This is a genomic window from Flavicella sediminum, assembly GCF_006381105.1.
Classification (GTDB): domain Bacteria; phylum Bacteroidota; class Bacteroidia; order Flavobacteriales; family Flavobacteriaceae; genus Flavicella; species Flavicella sediminum.
Window position 1 is genome coordinate 299,622 of record NZ_VDET01000002.1, and the last position, 25,218, is coordinate 324,839.

Consider the following 25,218-nt stretch of genomic DNA (forward strand, 5'->3'; position numbering starts at 1 on the left):
TTGATCTTTTATTATTTTAATTTTTATGTTTTTTTTATTGAATTACAAAATTGACAGTTTCAGAAATTGAATTGTCTACTAACTTCAATAGATAACTCCCACTTTTCAAATCATTGGTTTCTATATGCAATGCATTTTTAGTGTGCTTAGGAGAGAAAGCCGTATTCAAAACTACCTGCCCTAATTGATTAATTACCTGCACTTTTAAATTTCCATTATAAACATGAGCCTCTAATTGAAAATTAAGAGCGTCTCCTTTTTTTACAGGATTTGGAAAGGCAATCAATTGATTTGCTTCTTTGTCAATATTCCCTACACTCAAATTCTCTTCTGCTTTCAGTCTTGCTGATATAAAATTGACCATTTCAATCAATACATCTTCATAGGCAGGTTTTCCCGAGTTGAAAAAGGCGTGTACTTCACCAGGATAAATAACAGCTTCTGCGACTCCTCCATTAGCATTAATCTTATCAGCAAACAAAGTACTTTGAGTATATGATATCGTAGTATCTGCATCACCATGCATCATAATGGTTGCGGGAGGCGTATCGCTTAATTGAAAAAAAGCGGAATTTGCAGTTTCACTAGGCACATTTTGTTTGTACCAATTTCCTACACCAAAATCGCCGGCATCATTTACAAAATCATAAATTCCATTAAAGCCTATAAATCCGATAACACCTTCGTATTTCTGTGCTGTTAATGCCGCTAAGGGCGTTCCAGCAGACCCTCCACTAAAAAACACTTTCGTCATATCAAAATTGTATGTTTCAGCATTGTCTAGCGCCCATTGGTAAGCCGTCGCTAAATCTTCCATCGCTAAAGAAAAAGTTCCGCTAGAACCTGAGCATCTATAAGCAACCCCTAAAGTTGCTATCCCTAAGTTTTCTGCCAAATATTCACCATGAGGAGAAAAAGCCCCAGCAGAAGCAGCGGCAGAACCACCAGACCAACCCCCACCATGTATCCAAAAATGAACTGGCATTTTATGAGCTCTATTACTAGGTAAATTCATTTTTAAACCTAATGTATGTCCTGCCTGCGGAAAATCTACCGTGGCAATAGCTGTCAGCACTATATTTTCTGATGCACCAAAATCTTCATCTGTTTCTACTATAAAATTATATGTAGCTCCATTGGCCAAACCAACTGCAACACCTTCTGTAGATTTTAATCCTGCTTGTATTTGAACAGACACCAATCCATTAGCTGGCCAATTTTCAGTAGGCGTAAATGTAAGCGTGTTGGAAGGAGATAAAACCCAATTTCCAGCAGCTTCCTCTTCGCTTTTATCAATGTGAATTTTCGGAAAAACAGAACTTGCATCTATAGGCTGATCACATGTAATGGTAATATTTGAATTTACAGGTAAACCTGTACGTTTTGCTGGTAAAACATTCGTCACAGAAAATTCTGCAGTCACAAGCTCTGCATATTCTGTAGCTAATCTGTCAAACTCATTTTGAAACGCTGTTGCATCAAGTGTTCCGTCATACATGATTACTTCAACAACTTCAGTATGTCCATAGGTAGCAGCAATATCTTTTTCTTCTAAAAGATTTAAGTTCAACTCCTCTGAATTTGGAACCATTGTATTGTTAAACTTCCCTGTTGTTATTAGGGGAGAGCTACTATCAAAATAGCTATAGTTCCCTGCGGAATCCATCGTAAATCCTAAAAAGAAAAATCCGTCACCTTCTATTTTACTCATGGCAGTACGGACAAAATTGGGTCTTGCATAGTCAAAAGAAATAGTTCCGTCTGAACTTTTTACGAATCTAATTCCCTTACAGGTTGCAAAGGATCCGGTAATATCATAATTCCCAATTAATGATGCTGGTTTCCCGTCAGGGTTTGCTTTTCCTACATAAAAAATACTATAATTATTATCTGAAATATGAGCACTTGACCCTTCCAACTCAAGGAAAGACCCATCCTTATTGAAAAGAACCGTCGTTTTCCCAGGATATGTTTCTTGTGATTCTTCCGCACCAAGATTCGTATTACTTTGAGTAGCGTTGCCATAACCATCAATTTGGTTTTCCCATAGCGTCACAGAACCTAAATTGTCGGCCACTATACCTTTCGCATTTTCTAAGGATACTACTTTGGTTTGACTTTTCACAGTGGTAATAGAGACAATAAATAAGCAGATCAGCAATGTAAGGGTTCTCATAATTTTTACTTTTTTTTGAATGTATTCTTAAATAAAATATTCTTTTCAGATTAGTCAATTATAAACTGAATGGTATCAGTCATGTTGCTTGATGTTACTCTAAGCATATAATACCCGTCGTTTAAAGAACTGGTATCTAAACTAAATAGCTTCGGTTTTTCAAGCGATTTTATAGACGCTTCCAATACTACTTGCCCCAATTGATTGATTATTTGACATTGGATTACTTCAGAATTAAAATTAGACTGTAGGCTAATATTTAGTGCAGTTCCCTTTTTCAAAGGATTCGGATAAACTCGAATTTCTGTTTCTTTTTTATGAGTTTCATTTATACTTAAATTAGCCTCTTCAAGTCTTTCCGTTATAAATTTTGCCATTTCATAAAAAACATCTTCATGTGCTGGCTTTCCTCTACTAAAAAAAGAATGTACTTCACCTGGATAAATAATCGTTTTGGCGTTTCCTCCTTTAGCAATTATAGCATCAGAAAAACGGGTACTTTGTGTATGCGATATGGTAGTATCTCCATCACCATGCATTAAAATAGTTGCTGGTGGCTGCTCACTTAACTGAAATACTGCTGAATTCTCTGTTTCACTTGGGATATCTTGTTTGTACCAATTTCCTGCCCCATAATCTCCGGTATCATTTACAAAATCATAAATTCCATTAAAACCTATAAAACCAAGAATATTGGGTAATCTTTGAGAAGCCAAGGCTGCTAATGGAGTACCTGCAGACCCTCCGCTAAAAAACACTTTCGTCATGTCCAAATTATACGTCTCCGCATTGTCTATTGCCCATTGATAGGCTCTATTTAAATCTTCCAATGCATAGGAAAAAGTTCCACCTGAGCTTACACATCTGTAAGAAATAGACAAAGTGACCATACCTAAACTCTTTGCTAAATAATCTTTATGCAAAGAATAATCTGCGCTAGAGGTTTCAAATGTTCCACCAATCCAACCACCACCATGAACAAAAATATGTACAGGAAATTTTGCAGTTGTATTTTCATTGATAACTGGTGTGGTAATCTTTATAGGTAATTTATGACCTATGATCGACTCACCTGTTCTAGCAACATAATCTAGGCTCGCTATTGGCTCTTCTAACTGATAGCTTTCAAAAGCGTAGGTTTCCGCTGCATCAACTATAAAATTATAGGTGTCACGTTGCGCTAATCCAATAATTGCATTTTCAGTAGAACGAAGGCCTTCTTGAATTTTTAAAGTAACCAATGCCATGGCTGGCCAATTTTCGGTTGGTGTAAACGTCAATACATTTGCCGGTGAAAGCACCCAATTTCCAGAAGCTTCCGTTTCACTTTTATTTATAAAAACTTTAGGGTAATCTGAAGTTTCATCTATAGATTGATCAAAAGTTACTACGATTGAGGCGTCCGCAGCTATGCCTTCACGAAAATCATCATCTATAGGCAAAACTTTTGTTACGGAAAATTCAGAAGTAACAAGTTCCGGATATGCATTCGTTAATCTGGAATATTCATTTTCAAATTCAGTAATAGACAAAGTATCATCAAACATCGACATTTCCACAACTTCCGTATGGTTGTAGGTATGTGAACCATCTCTTTCTTCAAAAAGGTTGAATTTTAAATCTTCATTTTGACTAGGAACCATGGTGTTGCTAATTTTTCCTGTTTTTATATCAGGAGAAGTATTGTCAAAATATTTATAGTTTCCTGAGGCATCCATGGTGAATCCGAAAAAGAAATAGCCATCTCCAGGAATAGTATTTAAAATAACACGAACATAATTTGGCTTTGCATAATCAAAAGCAATGCGATTATCTGCTAGTTTTAAAAACCGAATTCCTGAACAATTATTAAAGTTCCCAGGAACATCATAGTTTCCTATAAGAGATGCGGGTTTCCCGACAGGATTGGCAATTCCGACATAAAAAAGACTATAGCTATTGTCGGAAATAGTCGTATTTGAACCTTCTAATTCTAGAAATGAACCTTCTCTGCTAAAACCAATATTTACTTTTCCGGGATAGGTCTCTAATAATTTCTCTCCTCCCAAAGTTGGGTTTGTTTGCGTAGCATTGCCAAAACCATCAATTTGATTTTCCCAAAGCGTTACAACTCCATTTTCTTCCACAATACCTATATTATTTTCAAATGAAAATATTTTTGTTTGTCCAAACACAGCTGAACTAACAAGAAGAACGGAAAAGATAAAAAGTGCTAATTTATTCATATTATTTGTTGCCTCTTTTTTTAAGTACAATAGCTCTTGTTGTTAAAGGAAATTCCGCATGCTCAGTTCTTGCTGTTTTTAACAGTTCTAACATTTCTTCTAATTTTTCTGATTCTTGCAAAGCCAAATTTTTGGTTTCGCTTAAATCTGATGAAAGATTGTATAGCTCAGGTTTCCCTTCCAATTTCCAAACCAATTTCCAATCGTTTTTACGAATAGCCTGGATAGGCCCTTGTTTTTCGTTAAACTCCCAATATAAATAATCGTGTGTTTTTTGTTGTTTCTGATTTCCAAATAGCTCTGGCACCAAAGAAATTCCATTTAAATTTTTATTAGTTGGTGTAATCCCCACAAGTTCACAAGCCGTAGGTAAAAAGTCCCAAAAAGCAGAAATGTGATCACTTTTAGATCCAGGAGCAATTTTACCAGGATACTTCACAATAAATGGAATACGAATTCCTCCTTCATACAAATCTCTTTTCCCACCTCTTAACGCTCCGTTACTATTAAAAAAACGATCCTTTTTTTCATATTCAGGCCCATTATCACTTGTAAAAACAATAAGGGTATTATCCTCAATTCCTAATTCTTTTAATTTGCTGAATAACTTCCCTAAATCTTTATCCATGCGAGAAATCATTCCTGCATAGGTCGTATTTCCTTCTGCATCATTTTTATAATGCCCTTTCGTATTCATTTTACGCTTGGGCCATCCTAAGTTTAAGTAAGGTTCTTTAGATTCTTTCGGAACGGTTAATTCTAAATGGGGAATAGTTAAGGCGACATATAGAAAAAACGGATTGTCTTTTTCTCTTTCTACATAACTCAAAGCTTCATTTACAAAAACATCATGCGTATATTTCCCTTGCTTTAGCGCAAAATTGTTGTCTTTTAAAATAAACGGATCGTTATTGTGGTATAAGGTATCCCAGTAATAATGATGTGCATGGCGGTGTTCTTTGTATCCTAAAAAATAATCAAAACCGTGTTCTGATGGCATATTCTCATTATCTACACCTTCTGAAAGTCCCCATTTACCGATAACAGCTGTTTTGTATCCAACTTTTTTAAGTTCTGTAGCCACTGTTATTTCATTGCGTTTTAGATTTACAGGTTTACCACTTTCTGTCCAAACTGGATTTCCTCTAACACTGGCATGCCCTTGATCGTAACCTGTTAACAAACTTGCACGCGACGGCATACAAACCGTTGATCCTGCATAGTGGTTGGTAAACACCATTCCTTCAGCAGCCAATTTGTCTAAGTTTGGTGTTTTGGTTTTCGTTTGCCCATAGGCTCCCAAATCGGCATAGCCTAAATCATCGGCCATGATAAAAATAATACTGGGCTTTTTTTCTTTCTTTTGAATTCTCGTCGTTTTACAACTGTATAGAATTACTGAAAAAATGAGCAGTAAACTTAAATTTTTAGTGGTCATAGAATTATTTTTATTGTTTTAATTGTTTAAAAAGCTGAATCATTTCTTCCAACTTTTCAGGGGTTTCTTTTGCTAAGTTGTGTTGCTGCCCTTTATCTTTTTTAAGATTATACAACTTATAATCAGGAGTGTTACCTGTTTCCGTACCCACTTTTTTATTCATAGCGTTTCCTTTGTAAGGAGGAATCATCATCCAATCTCCACTACGTAAAGCGGTGTTCGATTTTGCTTCAATAATTAAATGATCTCTGCCTTTTTTATCTTGTCCTAACAAAGTGCTTAACAAATCTTTACTATCCGTTGTAGCTTCTTCTATACCTACTAAATTTCCTAAAGAGGCCAATAAATCCATTTGACAAACAATAGCATCAGATACACTAGGTTTGATATGATTCTTCCAATAAGTAATAAAAGGAACACGTGTACCGGCTTCAAACAAACTGTATTTACCTCCGCGTAAACCTCCTTTAGGATCGTGTTTTCCTAATTTTTCTACAGCATCATCATAATAACCATCATTTAAAACAGGACCGTTATCGCTAGAAAAAACAATCAATGTGTTTTCTAAAATTCCTTCTTCTTTTAAAGTTTTCATGAATTCACCAATACACCAGTCGGCTTCTAAAATAACATCACCTCTTGGCCCCATTCCAGATGTTCCTACAAAGCGTGGATGAGGAGTTCTAGGTACGTGTGGTTGTTGCATTGCGTAGTACAAAAAGAAAGGATTTTTTTTGTGATTCTTAACATAGGTTTGTGCTTTAGTTAAGAAGTGATCTGCCATGTCGGTATCTGTCCATTTAGCAGCTTCACCACCTTTCATGTATCCAATACGCGGAATTCCGTTAACAATACTATTGTTGTGTCCGTGATGCCATTTCATGAGTAACATCTCCGGATTTGATTTTGCAGTAGGTTGCCCTTTAAAATTCTTTTTATAGTTTACTTCTATAGGATCTTTTTTATCTAGATTTACCACGTTTCCGTTTTCAATGTAAACGGTAGGCACCCTATCTTGAGTTGCAGCTAAAATATATGCTTCATCAAAACCAACTTCGTTAGGACCTGGTTTTATGGTTTCGTTCCAATTGACAAATCCAGCTCCCAAACCTAAGTGCCATTTTCCAATAATAGCGGTTTGGTAGCCTGCTTTAGAAAGTAATTTTGGTAAGGTTTGTTGTTTGATGTCTATTAATAAAGGTGCATCTCCTGGCAATATTTTAGCGTTTTTATTTTTCCAAGGATACATTCCTGTTAGCATTGCATAGCGACTAGGTGTACAGGTAGCAGAAGATGCATATCCGTTGGTAAATTTGACACCTCCATTTGCCAAAGCATCTATGTTGGGAGTTTGCAATTCTGTAGCTCCATAACAGCTTACATCCCCATATCCTAAATCATCCAAGTAGATGACAATGATATTGGGTGCCGTATCTGCAACTTTATTCGTTTTTTTTATTGTTTTTGAATTCGTTGTACAGCTAGAAACGACCAGTATCAACAAGATCAAGAATCTCCAAGTATTTAATTTTATCTTCATTTTTAAATTTTTTAACCTCTAAACATATTGCTTTAGCATTAATAGCGTTCTTAGTATTTATTTTATATTGCAATAAAACATTCCGTTTTGACGCATTGTACGTCCACCAAATATTTGATAGTTCACGCTGTAGCTATATATTCCTTTTTTATCAATACTCGGACTCCATCCATTTTCAATAGCATTTGAAGTAAATACTTTTTGCCCGTGAATATTGTAGATGTTTAACTCATATTCTGTAATTCCGTTTATCATATTTAATGGTTGGAACACTTTTCCTTGATTGTTAGCTATTCCTGGAAACAATAATTCCAAAGCGTTTTTTGAAAAATCGTCAACTGCTAAATGAGCATCATCTCCAACAAATCCTTTTTTAGTATCTGTAAACGTAAATCGAACACTGCCATCTTCTGTAAAGCTATTAATCATGGCAGGCTCTTGGCTAGCATTAATTTGCAATCGAGGATAAGCTGTTTTATCTAAGGCCGTGTCTAAATAAAAAGTACTGTTGACACTTTCTGTCAAGCGCCATTTTGTTTGACCACCTGTTGAGGCCGAACCAATCATTTGCGGCGTTGTATTTCTTTGGGTTCTAATTCTAGGTTTAGCGACACTACCAATACAATTAATGTAATAATAACCTGCTGTCGTAGATTCTTTTACTGTCCATTCTACTTGATAGCCTGTAGTTGTTCTTGAAGTTGCAATTGCCTTGCTCCCATCTGCCCCCAATCGCACATTTCTTTCAGGAGAATCGATATAATAGCGTGCATTTGGATCTGGAAAAGGCACTTCGGAACGTTCAACAACAATGTTATAGCTAATTATCGCTCCATTTCCATTAGTATTAATATGTGCTAGTTGATAGACTCCACTAGCACTTTCTGGAATATCGCCAGAAACTGTAATTTGTCTATTTGTTGCAGAAAAATCATTAGGTCCTTTCCATGTCCACCCTCCGGTAGAAGAACTATTAGGTCCAAGTACCAATTTGCTTCCTTCACTAACCTGTACCGTTGTATTTGTTTTCCAACTACCTCCATCTATTTGATAATATGGCGTAATAACAATTGGAGTTTCGTTTTGCAAGGCCACGGTAACTGTAAGATGATTTACATTTCCTTCAGGACTTGTATAAGAAGCGACATATCGACCTGAATTGTTTGAATTAAAATTAGTGATCGAAATTTCTCTTGTAGTTGCGGTAAATCCATTGGGACCATTCCATCTCCATGTACCTTTACTTGGTAAAGGAGCTAGTTGAATTGTATTTCCTTGCGCAACAAGTGCCGCCGAGTTTTCAATCCAATCTCCATTATTTATTTTATAATTCGGAGTCAAAGATGGCATTTCCTTTAAATAGATATCCATCATAACTCTTCCTGTATTGTTTATAGATCCGTTGCTTAAGTTGATCGTATTCCAAATATTGTACATCACCAAACCGTCTACCTTAGCTGCAATAGCAACTTCTATACGAGTACCTCTATTGTTAGATTCTCCAATATTATGATTTACCTCAGAATCCCAAACAGGTAAATTTGCCGCTTTGGCTACCGCTATAAAATCATCCCAATCTTCATGATTGTATCCAAGATTATGCGTAGCGGCAACTGTAATATTATCTTTCATAGTTGTTTCATTCATTACCTGAATACTTGCAGGAATTCCCCAAGCACAAGACCCTATCAATTCAGCACCATTTACATTTGTTTTTAAATAACCATAAATAGTATTGATTTGTTCTTTACTCCATGCTTGTCCAGGCCTTCCATCTTCATTAAAAGGATTGATCCATTTGCAAGGATATTCTGAAGCAAAGCTTTCAATTCTATTTATTAAGGTGGCCGTTTTGTTGTTGTCATCTTTTACAGGACAAAGCTCACCGTTTAACATTCCGCAAGCTACTCTGTGTCCTCCACTCGATTGAGCCGGGTTGGCAAAAATAGGAAACCCCTCTGCTACAGCTAGTTTATAAAAATAATCAAACATCGGTTTGTTTGGGGTGTGTCCATCAGCAAAAATAGGAATACGAATACCGTTTACTCCCAAGTTTTTCATCCCCTCTAATAAATATTTTGCTTGTGTCTCTGTCGTAATTTTATTTTGAATAAATGCTTGTTTTGCATCCCCAATAACATAATCCATGTCGTTGGTATAAATAGTCGTTTGCGCAGATATAAAAGCTGAAATTAATAAGGTAAAAAGGACTGCTATATTTTTTTTCATTGTAAACTTTGATTTTATTATTTGTATTGGGTACTTCGAAATATTTATTAAAAACAAAAGACAGCTGCTACTTTCAAATCACATAGCTTTTTATACGGACCGCCATTTTTGCTTAAACCCTATCCTTCCCAAAGGCCGATAGAAATGTTAAACACAAAAATAAGCGCTAGCCCTGTTACAAACTTCTCAATTAAGGGGTTGTAATGTTACTTATCTACTTTAAAACCCTTTAAAAACGGTAAAAACCATCTCATTTAGATTTCTAAAAAAGCACGCAGCCCTACTTTCAAGAAAGTCGTTTTTAAATGAAGATGTAAACTTCAAAAACATCTTTAAAATCATTCACCTAAAAAAACAACACACATTAAATAAGAATAGAAACTTACATAATCATTAAGCTTTTGTTATTTTTGCAACATATGTAGGTCATTTTTGATATACACTAAAAATGCTAAGGAGATATATTTGAACATCATTAGAATCAAAATAAATCAACTAAAAAATGAGGATCAAAAATTTAGCATTACTTTTTATTCTTTGCTGCCTGTTTTCAGGATATGCAAACAAGAACAATCCTAAAACAAACAACGTTGAAAGACTTAGCTTTGATGCAAATTGGAAATTTATACAACAAGACATTCCAGGAGCAGAACAGGTTAATTTTGATGACGCTACTTGGAGAACTTTAAACTTACCTCACGACTGGAGTATTGAAGGTGAGTATCATGAAAGCAACCCAATGGGTGCACAATGTGGTTATTTACCTGCTGGTTTCGGTTGGTATAGAAAAACCATTACAGTTCCTGAAAATTGGAAAGGAAAACAGATAGAAATTGCTTTTGACGGTGTATTTATGAATAGCACTGTTTGGGCAAATGGAAAAGAATTAGGCACCAGACCTTACGGGTGGATTTCTTTTGCTTACGATATTAGCGAAGCTGTTTCAACCTCAAAAACGATAACCTTTGCAGTTCGTGTAGATAATGACAAACAACCTTCAGCACGTTGGTATACGGGTAGTGGAATTTACGCACATACCTGGATCGACATCAAAAACAATACGCAAATCAACAGAAATGGTATTTTTATTAAAACGGAAGGCAATCAAGTTTTTGTAGAAACCGAAGTATCGAATACAAATGATGATTGTAAAAAAATAAATCTTGTCACTTCTATAATTGATAAAAATGGAGTGGTAGTAGCCACTGCCGTAGACAAAATTAAACTAGAAAAGGAAGCCCTTGTAAAATCAGGTTTAGAAATTCAAAATCCAAAACTTTGGTCAGTAGAAACACCGTATTTGTATACGTTAAAAACTGAATTGTTATCTGGTAAAAAGGTGGTAGATATTGTAGAAACCAAATTTGGTGTTCGTGATATTGTTTGGAAAGCAGAAACAGGTATGTGGATTAACGGTAAAAACGTAAAACTACAAGGAGTTTGTAACCATCAAGATGCAGGAGCTTTAGGAGCTGCAGTACCTTACAAAATTTTAAAGTTTAGAATTCAACAATTAAAAGACATGGGTGTGAATGCTATAAGAACAGCTCACAACCCACAAACACCTGAGTTTTATGATATCTGTGATAAACTAGGAATGCTAGTGATGGATGAAATTTTTGATGGATGGATGAAAAAAGCCAAAAACGATTATGGAGCTCATCATTTTGATAAATGGTGGAAACAAGACTTAACCGATTGGATCAAAAGAGACAGAAATCACCCATCTATCGTGATTTACAGTGTTGGTAACGAAACTCGTGGTCCTATTGCTAAAGACTTAGTAGCGGAATGCAATCTTTTGGACCCTACTCGTCCTGTAACTTCCGGGCATTCAGGTTCAGACCAAATGAATGTTTTAGGTGTAAATGGTGGTAGTGAAAAGAAAGGGTTTTTAGAAAATTTAGAAAAGCATCAAAAAGGAAAAGTTTTTATTGGAACAGAAAACACACATACTTGGCAAGTAAGAGGTTATTACAGAACCAAAACTTGGTTTAGAGACGGCTTTCCTAACAAAAACCAAAGACCTTATTTTATTGCAGATTTAACAGAAAAGGAAGTTTTCACACACGATTGGACCGAACAGAGCAAAAAAAAGAACAGAAAACAAATATTTAATTCAAGTTACGACAATGCAACTGTCCGTGTTTCTTCACGTTTAAACATCGAGCAACTAAGAGATGTTCCAGCCTATGCAGGTTCTTTCCGTTGGACGGGTCACGATTATATTGGCGAAGCAGGATATGTACATGGAGGTTGGCCTTTTAGAGCTTTTATGGGAGGGGCTATTGATTTAGCAAATTTTGAAAAAGACTTGTACTATTTATACCAAAGTCAGTGGACTAGCAAACCAATGGTGCATGTTTTACCGCATTGGACCCATCCAAAAGTAGCTTTAGGAACAGATATTCCAGTTTGGGTATATTCTAATTGCGATGAAGTAGAATTATTTTTTGATGAAACCTCTTTAGGGAAACAAAAACCAGGAACCGCTTGGGAAGAAATGCAATGTCAGTGGTTGGTAAAATGGAAACCCGGAACCTTAAAAGCTGTTGGCTATAAAAACGGAAAAGTGGCTTCAGAAGAAATTGTAAAAACAGCAAACCAACCTTCTAAAATTGCATTGTCTGTAGATGGAGCTTCTTTAGCTACTGTAGAAGACGATCTAGTTCAAGTACGAGTAACCACTACAGATGCTAACGGAACCTTTTATCCTTATGGAGAAAACAGAACCTTTTTTAATGTATTTGGAGCCGGTAGGATTAAAGCTTTAGATAACGGAAGCCCTGTAGATGTAGAACAACATGTAGGCCCCAATCATAGAAAAGCCTTTTATGGATTAACCCGTGCTTATATTACAAGCACCAATGCAACAGACAACATCAACTTATTAGCTAGCAGTATTTTAGGTGAAAAGAAATTAATCACTTCCAACCTAGTAAGTATAGATAGCAAAATCATCAATTTAAGAGGCACTAAAATCAATCCTAATATTGAAATCTATTATACAATAAATGGAGCAACCCCAACAAAAAAAGCTACTCTTTACAAAGGAAGTTTTGCTATTGAACCAGAAACTACAGTAAAAGCTCTGCTCGTAGTTGATGGAAAGTCAACACAAATTCTAGAGGAAAAATTTGGAAAAAATGAAGGATTTACCTGGAATAAAACCATAGCTAACGATGTAGAAATAGGAGAACAAGCTGAAGAAGCTACACTAAAAAAAGCTCATATTTCTTCAAAAGGAAAAAACTATAAAGGAAAAGGCTTTGTGAGTATGGCTAAAAAAGGAGCAACTATTTCTTGGTACCAAGAAAATGATGGCGGTGCAGGTTCTGCAGATTTATACATTCGTTACAGCTCAAAAACAGACAACACTTCAGGAACAGCGATCAAAGTTATTGTCAATGGAAAGCCCGTACAAAACAAGCTCTTTTTACCAAACACAAAACACAAAGGAAATGATTGGAACAAAGTAAAAACTTCCATTCAAATTGATAGGGGAGCAAATACTATACAACTCGAATCAGTCAATAATCATGAAATTTTAGTAGATGAAATCAGCATCCAATAAGACTTTCAATTTAATCTAAAACTTTTCTCAAAAGACTTACTACTTGCATACTGTATATTCGGGAGCCCAGTGTTTTTAAGGTTTTCTGAAAAATTATGAAAACTTTAGCAACATTTTAACCCCTTAATTGAGAAAACCAAAACCCCAAAAGCTACTAGATTTGTAGGTATGAATCTTAAAAATATTTTTTAGGATTGAATAAACAATAAAACCATAAACTAACTAAATTATGAAATTAAAGATAATTACACTTTTTCTGTGCTGTTTTAGTCTTGTTTCGGCATGGTCACAAGAAACCATTGTTTCGGGTACAGTGACAGATGAATCAGCAATACCTCTTATGGGTGTTAACATTATGATTAAGGGCACCGCCAAAGGTGTTATTACAGATTTTGATGGAAATTTCACAATTAAAGCTGAACAGGGTCAAATTTTAAATTTTTCCTATATCGGTTTTGTAACACAAGAAATTGCTATTAAAACTCAAAAAACAATCAAGCTTGTTTTAAAAGAAGACGCTTCGGAACTTGATGAAATTGTAATCGTGGGTTACGGTAGCCAAAAGAAAGAAAGTGTTCTTGGTGCTATTAGCCAAGTAAAGGGTGAAAAATTACTAGAATCGGGATCTGCTAATATTACGAATGCCTTAAGTGGTCTTTCTGCAGGACTTAACATTGTACAAAGTACAGGGCAACCTGGAGCAGATGACGGAGATATTTATATTCGTGGTAATGCCAATCCATTAATTTTAGTAGATGGAGTGGAAGTTGTTGGAGGATTTGCTAATATTGACCCTAGAGATGTAGAAACTGTTAGTACCTTGAAAGATGGTGCTGCAACAGCTGTATACGGAATTAGAGGTGCCAATGGTGTGATCATTATCACAACCAAACGTGGTAAAATAGGAAAACCTGTAGTAAGTGTTACGAGTGAGGTTTCTATGAAATTATATCCTGACACTTACGATTCCTTAGATGCTTACACAGCAGAAAGCACTCGTAATGTTGGTGTTTATAATGATGCAGCCTTTAATACGGGATATTCTTCGCCAACAGATTTAGCGCATTGGAAAAATGGAGATTTACCTTATATCTATCCGAATACGGATTGGGTAGACTATACGACAAAAGATTTTGTGACAAGTTTTAACCAATCTATTTCTGTTAGAGGTGGAAATGAATTTGTAAAATATTATGCTTCTGCTGGATATTTACAAGAAGGAGATATTACAAATTCAGAACAGTTTTTCAACTTTGACCCAGAATATAAATTTCAAAGATATTCGTTTCGTGGAAATTTAGATTTTAAGCTTACGAAAACAACAAAATTAAAAACAAGTATTAGCAACCGTGTTGAAGATCGTAACCAAGCTGGTGGAAGTGGAAACTTTTTAGGTTTGTATACCATTGCTCCAGGTGGAGGTGTACCTTATTACCCTGCTGAAGTTATGGAACAATATCCTGACCCTCTTTATCCAGGATTGGCAGAAAACAGATTTCCAATTAGTGTAAGTGTAGGTAACAACTTAAGTGGATCTAAAAATGTTTTAAAAACTATTTTCTCTATAGATTTTCAATTAGAACAAGAATTAGATTTCATTACACAAGGTTTAACTTTTATTGGTAAATACAATTACGTTAGTAATTACCAAACTGAAAGTGAAATAAAATTTGATTCTTCTTTAGAGACAAGATTGGATAGATACGATTTAAAACGTGATGGTACTTGGGACTCTTTTGAAGGAGCGGATTACGAACGTCCTTTCGATTTTAATTTAGGAAGTGAAAGTCTTAAAAACACCCAAGAAATCACCTATTTAAAAGCACAACTTAACTACAAGCGTTCTTTTGGAAAACACAACGTTACAGGATTAGCAGCTGTTAGTCGTAACAATAGAATTCTCAATACAGCTTTCCCTTATTATGAAGAAGTTTGGGTAGGTAGAGCAACTTACAATTACGATGCACATTACTTTGCAGAAATAAATGGTTCCTACAATGGTGATGAAACTTTTGCCAGAGGACAACGTTTTAAATTTTTCCCATCTTACTCTGTAGGTATCAACTTAGCAAAAGAAAAATTTGTAAAAGAGCACATTCCTGCCATCAACAATTTTAAAATTAGATATTCTAATGGTAAAACTGGAACAAAAAGTGGATTAGGAACGAATCGATGGCAATATTTAAGTTTCTATGACAATATTAGCGGAACTGCTAATATAAGGCCAACATGGAGATATAATTTTGGAGAAGGTGACACCAGTCGTTTGTCAGTAATTAGAGAAACACAACTTGGAAATGAAGAATTAACTTGGTCAACAGTTACTAAAGAAAACCTTGGTGTTGAATTTGGACTTTTCAATAGTAAAATTACAGGAGAAGTTGAGTTTTTCAAAGATTACAGAGAAGGAATAATTGCTAGACCTTCTGCTACCATCCCTGGATATGCTGGTTTTGTTACAGGACTTCCTTTCGGTAATTTAAATACCACGGAAAGCCATGGTTACGAAATTACATTAGGTTATAAAAACAGAACTGATGGTGGCTTTAAATATTCTGCCACTGCTATTTATGGATTTTATGAAAATAGAATTCTTAAAAGTGCAGCAGATGGAGCCGGAACCCCAGAATACACGAAGGTTGCTGGAAAACCAGCGGGAGCTTCTGCCTTATTACAAACAGATGGATATTTCCAAAACATTGACGAGCTTGTAAACTACCCTAATTATGCTGGTGCTCCTGGATTGGGAGATTACAGATATATTGATTACAATGCCAATGGAACTGTTGTAGGTACCAATTTAGAAGATCAAATTCGATTTGATTTACCAAATGCACCACAACATACTTATAGCTTACAACTAAGTGGATCTTACAAAAGTTGGTCGGTAAGCGCTTTAATTAATGGTATTGAAGGTCATAAAGGACTTGTAAATAGCAGTTTAGCCTATGCGCTTCCAGGCGGTGTTTCTGCAGGACGTTATGAGCAATTAGATTACTGGACACCTACAAATACAGATGCTAAATATCCAGCTTTACACGTTGGCGAAGACAATCCAAATTTAGCCGCTGCAACCACCGCTAGAATTATTAGTCTGGATTATATCAAGTTACGAAGTTTAAATGTGGGTTATAACTTTAATATGGAAGACAATAAAAGCATCAAAAAGTTAAAAATTTATTTAAGCGGAACCAATCTACTTACTTTTTCTGATATGAAATATGCTGATCCAGAAGGAAACTCTCCTGGTTCTTACCCAATATTGAAAAGAATTAATCTAGGTTTAAATATGAGCTTTTAAAATTAAAAATTATGAAAACAACTTTATATACATACATTTTAATCTTAGCTAGCATTTTTAGTAGCTGTGAAGATTATTTAGACAAAGTACAAGATTTTGACGGATTAGACCAAAATGATGTTTTTAGTGACATTCGTTTGGCTAGAAAATATTTAGATGGGGCCTATACCTATCTAATTTCAGAAGTAAGTGCAAAAGGAAGTTCACCAGACATATTACCAGGTATGACTATGTCTGGAGAAGGCTATCCAGGAAGAATGGGAAATAGTGTGCCAGAAAGATATATGGCTTACGCAAATTCAGATTATTTAAGTTTGATAAACCTAGCTCCAAATCCTGCAACTGCAGTAACTCCTAATTTTACGTCAAGATATTTTGAATCTTGGAAGGGTATTAGTACAGTAAATAGCTTTTTAGCAAACAGCAATAAAATAAACAATTCAACTCCTGAAGAAGTAGCTAACTTAGAAGGAGAAGCTTATTTCTTAAGAGCTTATTTCCATCATTTAATTACCAAGCGTCATGGAGGTCTTATTTACTTAAAACAAAACTTAAGTTTGAATGAGCCTTTGGAAAAGGAAAGAGAATCGTATGCTAGTAATTTAGTAGACATGTTAAACGATTTGGATACAGCTATTGACTTGCTTCCTATCAATTGGTCTTCAGAAAACGCCGGAAGACCTACAAGAGGAGCTGCCATGGCATTAAAGTCTAGAATTACTTTATTTGCTGCAAGTCCTTTAGTAAACACAACAGACGACCAACAAGCTTGGTTAGATGCGGCAGCAGCTGCTTCAAACCTTATCAACTATGCCAACGCAAATGGTTTGTATTCACTTGTAAATGCTCCGAATGCTAACAGCATGGATGTTGACCATGACGGTGCAGATCTTTTTGTTCCCGAACCTGCTCAATTAGAGCCTTACAGAAGTATGTTTGTAGGTCCTGGAAAATCAAAGGTAGTTCCACAAGAAGTTATCTTTATGGAGGTAAATGATTTTACAGCCGGTGGTGGTGGTACTTTAGCGCCTCTTCCAAGAACCTATTTAACGGTTGGATTTGATATTGCAAAAGGAAATAACAATCCGATGAATATTGGAGCCTTAGCTAATTTTGTAGAAAAATTTGAGACAAAAAATGGATTGCCAATTGAAGACGACCCTACCTACAACCCACAAGAACCATTTATCAATAGAGATCCTAGATTTTACAACGCTATTTTATATCATGGTACACCTTGGACAGTAACTACGGCAAATGCAACGAATAAATCAGGAGCTGCAGATTTAGCCATCGTAAATGAAAATAATAAATTCGGATTGGATTTACACAGTCCGACCACACCAAACAACCGTTTATGGCAAGTAAAAAACCGTACAGGTTTGCGTATTAAAAAGTGGATCCCTAATGGATTTTTCTTAACACAGGGATGGAAAGGTCAGTTAGACTATTATGCGAATAATATTATGTTTAGAATGGCAGAAGCTTACTTAAACTATGCAGAAGCAGCAAACGAAGCCTATGGACCAAACGGTGCTGTTCCTGGACAAAGCTTAACGGCGCTTGATGCAGTAAATATGATTAGAAATAGAGTGGGAATGCCAAATGTAAATGCAGCTTACTCAGGGTCTAAAGATTTACTTAGAGAACGAATTAGAAATGAACGTGCTATTGAATTTTGTTTTGAAGGATTTAGATATGACGACATTAGAAGATGGAAAACAGCTCATTTAGAAGAGAACCTAAAAGTTGAGTTTTTAGAAATGCGTTGGCAAGGTAGCGTGTCTGCACTTTATCCTACAGGATTTAGTTATGAAAATGTAGAACAAAGTGACTTGAAAAAAACGTTTAGCGAAAAAAATTATTGGTGGCCAATTCCTTCAGGTGAAATTGAAGCAGTTCCATCATTTAGACAAACAGATGGTTGGTAAAATGTATTGCCATACTCGAAATACCATTAACTAAAAACTTTAAACAAACACAAATGAAAATAACCATAAAAAAATTAAAATTTTTTATTTTCTGCGTACTTAATGTTTTCGCTATAAATATAGGTGTAGCACAAATTACTACATCTAATAATTTAGCACTACAAGATACCATACAAATAAAAAACAGTGATGAATTTCTTAAAACACCTTTTGGCGTTTTTAATTTAAGTCAAACAACCGGAGCTATCTTTAGAATTTCTGGAGATGAATTAAGACAGGCTCCAGGAGATAATTTAATGAATGCCCTAAAAGGGAGAGTACCTGGATTAAGAATTGTTAGAACAAGTAACACGCCTGGTGGAGGTGGTTATTCCTATAACTTAAATGGAGGAACACCTTCTTTTTTAATTGATGGTCAGCCAAGAGGATTGCAAGTAGATTTAAGAGAAGTTGAAGAAGTGATTGTTCTTAGTGATGCTTCCTTTAATTCTTTATTAGGAAACTTAGGAGACAACGGACTTATTTATGTAATTACCAAAGGAGGTCGCGTAGCAAAACCAACAGTTGAGGTTACCTATCAACAAGCGGTAAATACAGCACCTCGCCTACCTAATTTATTATCCGCTTCAGAATATGCAAATGTTGTAAACCAAGCAGCTAGTAATGACGGACTTCCAGCTATTTATAGCCCAGAAGCTATTGCAGCTTATAAAAATGGATCAGACCCAATTAACTTCCCGAATGTTAATACTCAGGAAACTTATTTAAACGATTTTTCAATTTCTAATTTTGCCTCACTTAATATTTATGGAGGAACAGAAAAAGTTTCATATAGTGCGTTCCTTGGTTATTCAGATTGGCAAGGTTTAGAAAAAGTTGGGACAAATATAGATGGTAGAGATATTACTTTTAGAACGAAAATTGACACAAAACTTAATGATATTATAAGTGCACACGCAAGTGTTTATGGTCGTTTTGGCGAAAGTGAAAGACCAGTTATTGGTCCTGATGATACTTTTAGATGGATTACCAATACGCCTGCCAATGCATTTCCATTAAAAGTTGGTGATTCTGCTTATATTGTTAACAATCAATTTAACACGAATTTATTATCAGAATTAGAAGGTGGAGGTTCAAGAACAGATTATTCAGCCAATATGATTTTTGATATCGGTTTAGATTTTGATTTAGGGAAATATGTACCTGGACTTACTTATGATACTTATTTTATGATGAGAACTTTTAATTCACATTCTCTTCAAACAAATAACCAACCAGGTTTGTATACCTTAGAAAACTTACAAGATATTTCAGGATTGGATTCTTTAGCCTTAAAGGTTAACAAAAACGAATCTTTAGATCTTTCTGTAGGAAGAACAACATCAAACATTCAAAGAAACTTTGCTTACGGTGGTAATCTTAGTTATGTAAAAAACATGAAGGAAGGCGTTTTAAATTTAAATTTCAACCATCTTTTGTACTACGAACCAAACACAAATGCAGGTCAACCTGACAAACGTAACTTAACTTTTAACTTAAACTCATCTTTTGCATTGCATAACAAATATATTTTATTTGCCAATGTAAACGCTAGTAGTAGTTCTAAGTTTATTGACGATAACAGAACACGATTTTTCCCTACTGTTGGTGCCGCTTGGATTGCTTCAAAAGAAGACTTTTTAAACGATAACGAAACAATCGATTACCTTAAGTTTAGAGCTTCTTATGGTCAAATTGGAACAGAGTACACAGCGTCTACTTTTTATTATTTAGACACTTGGTCTGGAGGTAGAACCAACGGAACCATGTATTATGGTGGTACAGGAAACACAACTCAAAATAATTTAGGTTATCGAGTATCCACAACGGGTAATACGGCAATTGATTGGGTTGTTTACAATCAATTATTTGCAGGAGTAGAAGTAGGATTTTTAGAGAAATTTAAATTAGACTTCAACTACTTTAATATTGAAATCACAGATCAATTGACAAAAGCGAGTCAGTTGTATGCAACTGCCTTAGGAAGTGACGTTTATTTACCTCAATTGAATTTTATCAATAGAAGAAATAAAGGTTTCAATGCAAATTTCACATTTAATGATCGTCATGATGATTTTGAATATTATGTAAGCGCAAATGCTGGTTACAATAAAATAGTTGGCGAAAAAATTGCTGAAGTACCTTATCCTGATCAATATAGATTGCAACAAGGTGAAGATGAAAACAATATTATTGGGTATGTAAGTGATGGTTTATTTACTGCTGAAAATATTGGAAGTGCTTTGCCACAATTTGGGACTGTTCAGATTGGAGATATAAAATACCTTGATCAAAATGGAGATAATGTAATTGATGTTAGAGATCAGCGTGCTATTGGAAACAACACTCCAAGATTGAATTACGGGATTACAGTTGGATTCAAATACAAAGGAATCAATTTTGACATGGTAGGAATGGGTGTAACAGATTACGACATCAACCTTAATTCTAATGCCTACTACAAACATAGTGGTTTAGGAAACTATTATGGAAGCGTAAACAGCAACTTACCTAACGGAAATGCAAACCCAAGATTGAGTACTTTAACAAGTATTAATAATTATAAAAATTCAGATTATTGGTTAGTAGACGGTAGTTATTTTAAAATAGCAAACGTTGAATTAGGATTTACCTTACCACAATCAGTAGTTGCTAACGGACCATTTAACGATGTGAAATTATTTTTAAGAGGTAGTAATTTGGCTGTCTTTAGTAAAATAAAAGATTTAGATCCTGAAGATTTAACAGCAGGTTTTTCTGAATATCCTATGATGAGAACTTTCGCTTTAGGTGCTTCTATAAATTTTTAATAAGTTAAAAGCTAAAACATAAAAAAATGAAATTTACTAAAAACATATTAACATTCATTACCTTAATGCTTTGCATTACAGGATGTAGTGACTTTTTAGAGGATACAATTCAATATACTCAACAAGAAGAAGTAACAACATCTGGACAACGTTCTAGAGGTATTATTAACGATATATACACGGATTATTCATTTAGATATTTTACAGACTTTTCTGTAGAATACCTTACGGATAACGCGGTATTAAATTCTGCTGAAACAGATTTGGCAAGAGGTAACTGGGCACCAACTAGCAACCCTTACAATTATGTATGGCAGCAGTCTTATGACAATATCAGACAGATCTATTTATACATCGACCTGATTCATGATACAGGTTTGCCTTACTTACCTTCTGAAGCAAGCAAACCTTTAAGCGATATTATTGTGAACAGGTATTATGGTGAAGCACATTTCTTAAAAGCTTGGGCTGAATGGGAATTATTAAAAGTTTTTGGAGGTCCTGCTGAGGATGGAACCATGTTAGGTTTCCCTATTGTAAATGGTATTTTAGAAAACGAAGACTATGCTTCATTAAGCAGAGATACCTATGACGATTGTGTTGCTCAAATTATGGCTGACTTAGATGTTGCTATTGCAAACCTGCCTTTAAGATATGAAGGACTAGAAACAGTTAACCCTGGAACTAGTGCGCTTGAAATAGGAAGAGCTAGTGGTTTGGCCGCTTATGCTTTAAAAGCAAAGGTCGCTTTATTTGCTGCAAGCCCTGCTTTTAACCCAACTAATGATGTTGCTAAATGGGAATTGGCTGCTAGCTTAACGCATGACGTAATTGTTCAAAATGGTGGTTTAAAATCTTTACAATCTTATAATTTCGAAAACGAAGACAATCCAGATCATATTTGGAGAATGCGTAACTCAAGAAATAATAATTCTCTAGAAAATCGTTTGTACCCTCCGACTTTATACGGACAAGGAGAAGTGAACCCATCTCAAAATTTAGTAGATGCATTTCCTGATGCAAATGGACAACCTATTACATCTGCAACGAGCACTTATGATGCAACTGCACCATATGCTAACAGAGATAGTAGATTTTACAAATTTATCTTCTACAATGGCGACAAATGTTTTGACAGTGAATTATGTTCAGAATTTAATGCTTTAGAAATTTTCCAAGGAGGTTTAGACAACTTTGGTGGTTTTATTCCAAATGAAGGAACTAGAACAGGATACTATTTGAAAAAATATTTGAACAACTTAAATTTTGATCCTTCTGCAACGCAAGCAACCACAACCCTTCCTAAAGTGTATGTTCAATTAGGACTTACAGAAGTTTATTTAAACTATGCGGAAGCCGTAACAAACGCTTACGGAGTTGTAAACATTGCTCCTGCTGGCTTGTCCTTTTCTGCTAAAGATGTTTTGGCAAAAGTTAGACAAAGAGCTGGATACTTTTTTGACACTTATTTAACAACGGCTTCTGCTGATGTAACTGAATTCATGAATTTAGTTAAAAATGAAAGACGCATTGAATTGTGTTTTACAGGTGAAAGATTCCATGATTTAAGAAGATGGAAAGAAATTGAAAACACCGAAGCTATTAAAGGAATGAAGATCACAAAAAATACAGACGCTACTTTTTCTTATGAAACTATGGAAGTAGAGAATAGAGCATTTGATGCTAAAAACTTCTATTTACCATTACCTTATAGCGAAGTGTTGATCAATAAAAACTTGAAACAAAACAAAGGCTGGTAAGCAAACTAAACTCTAAGATTATGACTAAAATTAAATTAAACTTTCTTTCCAAAATATTGGTTCTTGCTGTCGCTATAATTTCGACATCATGTTCTTATGAAGATTTTGTGGACAATGAATTTGAATTCACCTCTGTATATTTACCTAAACCTGAAATTGACCGCTCTTTTATTATGGGAGAAGGAATGCAAATTGGTGTGGGTGTTGTGCTAGGCGGAAGACTAAGTAATACTGAAGATGTAGAAGTAACTTTTTCATTAGATGATGCCTTGGTAACAGGCGCTGGTAAAACAGTTTTACCTGCTAACTATTACCAATTATTAGATAAAGACGGAAATGACGCTGACAATAAAATAATTATTCCTGCAGGAAAAACACAAGGGTTTGTTTATGTAAAAGCAGATTCTTTAAACTTCCTAGGTGATGCTTTGTCATTAGGGCATAACTACTCTTTAGGTTTTCAATTAGACAATGTTGTAAAAGCAGATTCTATATTGGTAGATTACCAAACAGCGGTCATTAGCTTTACCTATATCAACCAATTATTTGGTAATTATATACAAACAGGACAATTTGTTAAAACAACCGGAACGAATGTAGAAACGATTAGCTACCCAGGAGGAGTTACAGATGTTTTAGAATTAACTATGGTAGCTCCAACAACATTAGTTACCAATGGTATTGCTGATTTGGTAGGTGCAGACAAAAAATTAAATTTAACGGTTGCTGAAGACAATACCATTACTATTACTACAGCAGCAGGCGGTGTGACGATTGTTGATGACAATGGCTCTTTCTACAATCCAAGCACAAGAGAAATTACACTTAATTACTCTTTCGACTTTAATGGATCTAGCTATCAAGCAAATGATGTATTGACCTTTAGAAATAGAATTGTTGATGGTGTCAACCAGTTTGATCTGTAATCGCATACCTTAGTATCGTATTGAAAACCCTGTTTTAAGTGTAAAACTTAACCCAGGGTTTTTCTTTTCTGTACAAATACCTATTAATTACTTGCACATAATCTATCACCATTCCTGCTTGTTGCCATATGCCAATATTCACTTAATAGCATCAGTAACTACATTATTATTTTAATACCCATTATCAAGTTACTTGACTTTCATTAAGTACATGCTAAGCATAGCATTTCTATTGATATCCTACAATTTATTTTGACTCCTACTCTAGTTTGCTCTAATCCTCATAAACGTGAGCACAACTATTTCACATAGCTATACAAACACGCCTAAAGCACTAATAGCACATTATCGATAGAACCCAATAACAAGAAACAAAATTGCCGAACAATCGTCTATAAACACATTAGAAAGCACCTATAGACCAACGAACAACTACCTGTAAATTACTTAAATCTAACACGAATATACACACAGACAAGCCGTTAAAACAATAGCAACAGAAGATGTATCAATAAGTTGTAGCTATTCATTAAAAAGCAAAAAAAAGGCCTTAAATTTTACTTTAAGGCCTACTTTCAAACTAAACTCAGTACTACTACTAAAAAAAACTATTTTTATCTTCTATTACTTCCTCAAGAAATTCCATAATAATAATTCCCAACTCCTTGTAACCTTCTTTTGAATAGTGAACATCAGTTTCTCCATTTCCAAATTGCATATGGATTGGAATAGATTTTTCATAGATATCATTCACTATAACAGCATTTTTATCCATTACCTCTTTTGCTACTGCATTGTACTTAGCCACATCTTTATAAAAACGCCCTGGCTCCTTATTTGGGACGTAAGTTGTGGTTACAAAAATAATTTTGGCATTCGATTTTTCCTTGATTCTTGTCACAAGTTTTTCTAAATTAGCAGCATATACATCAATTTCATTGGTTAATACACCGTTGACTTTATCTCTACTTTTGGGTCCTGTTTTGGTTGGATTTCTATAACACAAATCCCACAATCCCCAATTAATTTGAATAATATTCCATTCTTTATCTCCTAACCAACTGTCAATTTTCTCCAAACCATTTCTAGTATGTTGTGCATTGCCAACATTGTGAAACACCTCTGCTTTTGCTGCTAAAGCTTCTTTTACAAAAGGTGTATATCCTATTGAAATAGAATCTCCAATTATCAACACCTTTTGTTTGGTTTTCGTACAACTTGTTAAAAAAACAAGAAGGCCCACTAAAACTATATTTTGAATATTATTTC

At 34.9% G+C, this 25,218-nt stretch carries 12 protein-coding genes; 6 read left to right on the forward strand and 6 right to left on the reverse strand.

The genetic code is table 11. The features are described from left to right. Window positions 1-34 precede the first annotated feature (34 nt). The 5 genes from FGM02_RS02145 to FGM02_RS02165 are packed head-to-tail and all read right to left on the reverse strand — an operon-like array spanning window position 35 to window position 9,608. On the reverse strand, window positions 35-2,176 hold the full coding sequence (locus FGM02_RS02145; protein ID WP_139956481.1) for an alpha/beta hydrolase fold domain-containing protein: 2,142 nt from the start codon (window positions 2,174-2,176) through the stop codon (window positions 35-37). A 50-nt stretch (window positions 2,177-2,226) separates the two neighbouring features. Next, window positions 2,227-4,401: an alpha/beta hydrolase fold domain-containing protein gene (locus FGM02_RS02150; protein ID WP_139956483.1), complete on the reverse strand. Its 2,175-nt coding sequence runs from the start codon at window positions 4,399-4,401 to the stop codon at window positions 2,227-2,229. A 1-nt stretch (window position 4,402) separates the two neighbouring features. Next, complete coding sequence (locus FGM02_RS02155; protein ID WP_139956485.1) at window positions 4,403-5,839, reverse strand: arylsulfatase; 1,437 nt, start codon at window positions 5,837-5,839, stop codon at window positions 4,403-4,405. A gap of 10 nt (window positions 5,840-5,849) precedes the next feature. Then, complete coding sequence (locus tag FGM02_RS02160; RefSeq protein ID WP_139956487.1) at window positions 5,850-7,379, reverse strand: sulfatase family protein; 1,530 nt, start codon at window positions 7,377-7,379, stop codon at window positions 5,850-5,852. Window positions 7,380-7,436: 57 nt separating this feature from the next. Beyond that, window positions 7,437-9,608 (reverse strand): hypothetical protein, encoded by a 2,172-nt coding sequence (locus tag FGM02_RS02165; protein ID WP_139956489.1) that lies wholly within the window; start codon window positions 9,606-9,608, stop codon window positions 7,437-7,439. 502 nt (window positions 9,609-10,110) lie between these two features. On the opposite strand from FGM02_RS02165, the gene FGM02_RS02170 reads away from it, so the two are divergent. From FGM02_RS02170 to FGM02_RS02195, 6 genes are all read left to right on the forward strand, one after another. Beyond that, window positions 10,111-13,182: a glycoside hydrolase family 2 TIM barrel-domain containing protein gene (locus FGM02_RS02170; RefSeq protein WP_139956491.1), complete on the forward strand. Its 3,072-nt coding sequence runs from the start codon at window positions 10,111-10,113 to the stop codon at window positions 13,180-13,182. A 229-nt stretch (window positions 13,183-13,411) separates the two neighbouring features. Then, entirely contained in the window at window positions 13,412-16,483 is a 3,072-nt protein-coding gene (locus FGM02_RS02175) for a SusC/RagA family TonB-linked outer membrane protein (protein WP_139956493.1), read from the forward strand. Between the two features lie 11 nt (window positions 16,484-16,494). Then, on the forward strand, window positions 16,495-18,414 hold the full coding sequence (locus tag FGM02_RS02180) for a RagB/SusD family nutrient uptake outer membrane protein (RefSeq protein ID WP_139956495.1): 1,920 nt from the start codon (window positions 16,495-16,497) through the stop codon (window positions 18,412-18,414). Window positions 18,415-18,467: 53 nt separating this feature from the next. After that, a complete protein-coding gene (locus FGM02_RS02185) occupies window positions 18,468-21,263 on the forward strand; it encodes a SusC/RagA family TonB-linked outer membrane protein (protein ID WP_139956497.1) in 2,796 nt (931 codons plus the stop codon). A gap of 26 nt (window positions 21,264-21,289) precedes the next feature. Beyond that, the gene (locus FGM02_RS02190) at window positions 21,290-23,023 is read left to right on the forward strand and encodes a RagB/SusD family nutrient uptake outer membrane protein (RefSeq protein ID WP_139956499.1); all 1,734 of its coding nucleotides are present in this window, start codon (window positions 21,290-21,292) and stop codon (window positions 23,021-23,023) included. 20 nt (window positions 23,024-23,043) lie between these two features. Then, window positions 23,044-23,949, forward strand: a complete 906-nt coding sequence (locus FGM02_RS02195; RefSeq protein ID WP_139956501.1) for a BT_3987 domain-containing protein — start codon at window positions 23,044-23,046, stop codon at window positions 23,947-23,949. Window positions 23,950-24,547: 598 nt separating this feature from the next. Here the strand turns inward: FGM02_RS02195 and FGM02_RS02200 are convergent. Further along, complete coding sequence (locus tag FGM02_RS02200) at window positions 24,548-25,144, reverse strand: SGNH/GDSL hydrolase family protein (protein WP_243739334.1); 597 nt, start codon at window positions 25,142-25,144, stop codon at window positions 24,548-24,550. Window positions 25,145-25,218 lie beyond the last annotated feature (74 nt).

What these genes read in the sequence shown, in the direction of transcription:
- FGM02_RS02180 (WP_139956495.1), top strand. Translation starts at nt 16,495, where the DNA reads ATGAAAACAACTTTATATACATACATTTTAATCTTAGCTAGCATTTTT.
- FGM02_RS02185 (WP_139956497.1), top strand. Translation starts at nt 18,468, where the DNA reads ATGAAAATAACCATAAAAAAATTAAAATTTTTTATTTTCTGCGTACTT.
- FGM02_RS02195 (WP_139956501.1), top strand. Translation starts at nt 23,044, where the DNA reads ATGACTAAAATTAAATTAAACTTTCTTTCCAAAATATTGGTTCTTGCT.
- FGM02_RS02170 (WP_139956491.1), top strand. Translation starts at nt 10,111, where the DNA reads ATGAGGATCAAAAATTTAGCATTACTTTTTATTCTTTGCTGCCTGTTT.
- FGM02_RS02190 (WP_139956499.1), top strand. Translation starts at nt 21,290, where the DNA reads ATGAAATTTACTAAAAACATATTAACATTCATTACCTTAATGCTTTGC.
- FGM02_RS02160 (WP_139956487.1), bottom strand. Translation starts at nt 7,379, where the DNA reads ATGAAGATAAAATTAAATACTTGGAGATTCTTGATCTTGTTGATACTG.
- FGM02_RS02145 (WP_139956481.1), bottom strand. Translation starts at nt 2,176, where the DNA reads ATGAGAACCCTTACATTGCTGATCTGCTTATTTATTGTCTCTATTACC.
- FGM02_RS02175 (WP_139956493.1), top strand. Translation starts at nt 13,412, where the DNA reads ATGAAATTAAAGATAATTACACTTTTTCTGTGCTGTTTTAGTCTTGTT.
- FGM02_RS02165 (WP_139956489.1), bottom strand. Translation starts at nt 9,608, where the DNA reads ATGAAAAAAAATATAGCAGTCCTTTTTACCTTATTAATTTCAGCTTTT.
- FGM02_RS02155 (WP_139956485.1), bottom strand. Translation starts at nt 5,839, where the DNA reads ATGACCACTAAAAATTTAAGTTTACTGCTCATTTTTTCAGTAATTCTA.
- FGM02_RS02150 (WP_139956483.1), bottom strand. Translation starts at nt 4,401, where the DNA reads ATGAATAAATTAGCACTTTTTATCTTTTCCGTTCTTCTTGTTAGTTCA.